Genomic DNA, 311 nt, shown 5'->3' with positions numbered 1-311 from the left:
ACGGCCGTCCTGGCGATGCGCCGCCACCTCGCAGTCCGCGAGTTACTGCGCCGGATCACCGCCTCGGCCCGGCTGCTGCTCGAAGCCGAGTACGCGGCCCTCGGCGTGCCCCACGACCACGGCGGCTTCCCCCAGTTCGTGGTGGATGGCGTCACCGACGAGCAGGGGAAGGCCATCGGCCCGCTGCCCCGCCAGCAGGGCGTGCTCGCATCGATGCCCCACCGGCTCGACCCGACCCGGCTCGCCGACGTCCGCCTGGCGCCCGACTTCGAGGGCTGGCCGGACGCGCACCCCGACATGAAGGACTTCCT

The 311-nt window shown here is 73.6% G+C and carries 1 pseudogene; it reads left to right on the top strand.

The annotated features are described in order from the left end of the window. Nucleotides 1-15: 15 nt before the first annotated feature. A pseudogene (locus UK12_RS35010) lies at nt 16-311 on the top strand (diguanylate cyclase); the annotation flags it as partial.

The sequence above is a fragment of the Saccharothrix sp. ST-888 genome (assembly GCF_000955975.1).
Taxonomy (GTDB): Bacteria; Actinomycetota; Actinomycetes; order Streptomycetales; family Streptomycetaceae; genus Kitasatospora.
The sequence above is the reverse complement of the archived record's forward strand: the minus strand, read 5'-3'. Positions and strand labels throughout refer to the sequence as shown.